Origin of the sequence: Emticicia sp., from assembly GCF_049241225.1 — a bacterium.
Classification (GTDB): Bacteria; Bacteroidota; Bacteroidia; order Cytophagales; family Spirosomataceae; genus Emticicia.
In genome coordinates, this window is the sequence record NZ_JBMLRC010000482.1 from 1 (window position 1) to 1,415 (window position 1,415).

The following is a 1,415-nucleotide window of genomic DNA, read 5'->3' on the forward strand; positions in this document are numbered from 1 at the left end:
AATTTTTTACCTGCTCGATATTTTAGTACTACGTGTGAGCCAGTTGCATCACGGGCGTGTAGCCAAAGGTCTTCTTTGTAGGCATATTGCTGCGTGAGCAAGTCGTTATTTTTAGAATTTTTTCCGACTAAAATCTCAAATCCTTCAACTTCAAAACGCTTAAATAATTCTCTGTAAGATTGAATTTTTAACTTTGTATTTGGCGATAATCCATTGGCTTTCAAATAATTACGTAAAGTCTTTAGATTTTCGGCCGTTTCAATAGCTTCGATATGATTATTGATGACCGTCAGTAATTGCTCTCGACTTTCGATGTTTTCCATCAGTTTTTCGAGCTCTATTTTTTCGTTTTTTGATTTTCGGTAAAAATTTTCTGCATTCTTTTGTGGCGAAAGGTCAGGGCGAAGTTTGATTGTGATATTCTGATTTCTATAAAAATCAAATAACTCCACTCGTTCGGCTCGCTCTTCGATTTGGTGCAAATTTGCCATCAGAATATGCCCAATTTCTTCATTTTTTATTTCCGAATCAAGCGATTCCATTCGCTGATACGAATTTTGTAAATAAGCTTCGGTTTGCTTCTTTTCTTTGGTGAGTCTCCGCAGTACTTCAGCCTTTTCATCATCGAGCGTATTGAGTTTATTATAAGCAATATAAAAGGCATTCATTGCCTCAATTGGCTGCTCAAATTCTTGAATAATTTCGCCAACTGGTAGCAAAGAAAGGTGCAATTGATGCTCCCAACGCACTAAATAATAACGAGGATTTTCGAGTTGCTCAACTATTTTCTGAATTTCTTCCCACTCATTAAGTCCATCTCCTGCGGGAGAGGGATTTAGGGTGAGGGCATCAGATAAAATAGCATTAACAAGCTTCCCGAATGTTGGAAATAGTTTTCTGTAATCTTGTTTTTCGCTCAAAAAACGCTCATAAGATTGGTCGATTGGTCTATCTAACTCATTAATTACTAGGTTTTTATCACTGACAATTCTGCTATGAAAAAGCTCAATAACTTCCTGATTATGACACAAAATAAGGTTCGAGCGAGTACCGTACATTTTGAAAACAATCGAAAAATCTTGCTCAAAATCTATTGCGAAGCAACGTTCGTTCAGAAATTGTCGAACGCCCGTAACCTCTAAATCCATCAACTGCTCAAACAAATCAACGCTGTTGCGTCTGGCACGTTCAAATTTATCGGTAAAATACAAAGAAGCAAAATCGGGCAAAATGACGGCTTTGATATAAAACTCTTTATAGTTTCGGTTTTTGCCACGAGCCGCCGCAAAACCAAACACCAATTCATCTTTTTCCTGACTAAAACATTCCATCAACTTCAAACCCACAATCTTGGTTTCGATTTGCTTGGTAAGCTGACGAAGGAAATAATAATTATTCTGCACGAGTTCTTTTTA

Annotated in this window: 1 protein-coding gene; it reads right to left on the reverse strand. The window is 37.0% G+C overall.

Annotated elements, in window-relative coordinates; genetic code table 11:
• Positions 1-1,403, reverse strand: a 1,403-nt coding sequence (locus ACOVO2_RS25350; RefSeq protein WP_421772662.1) for an NFACT family protein, incomplete at its 3' end; no start/stop codon positions are given.
• Positions 1,404-1,415 lie beyond the last annotated feature (12 nt).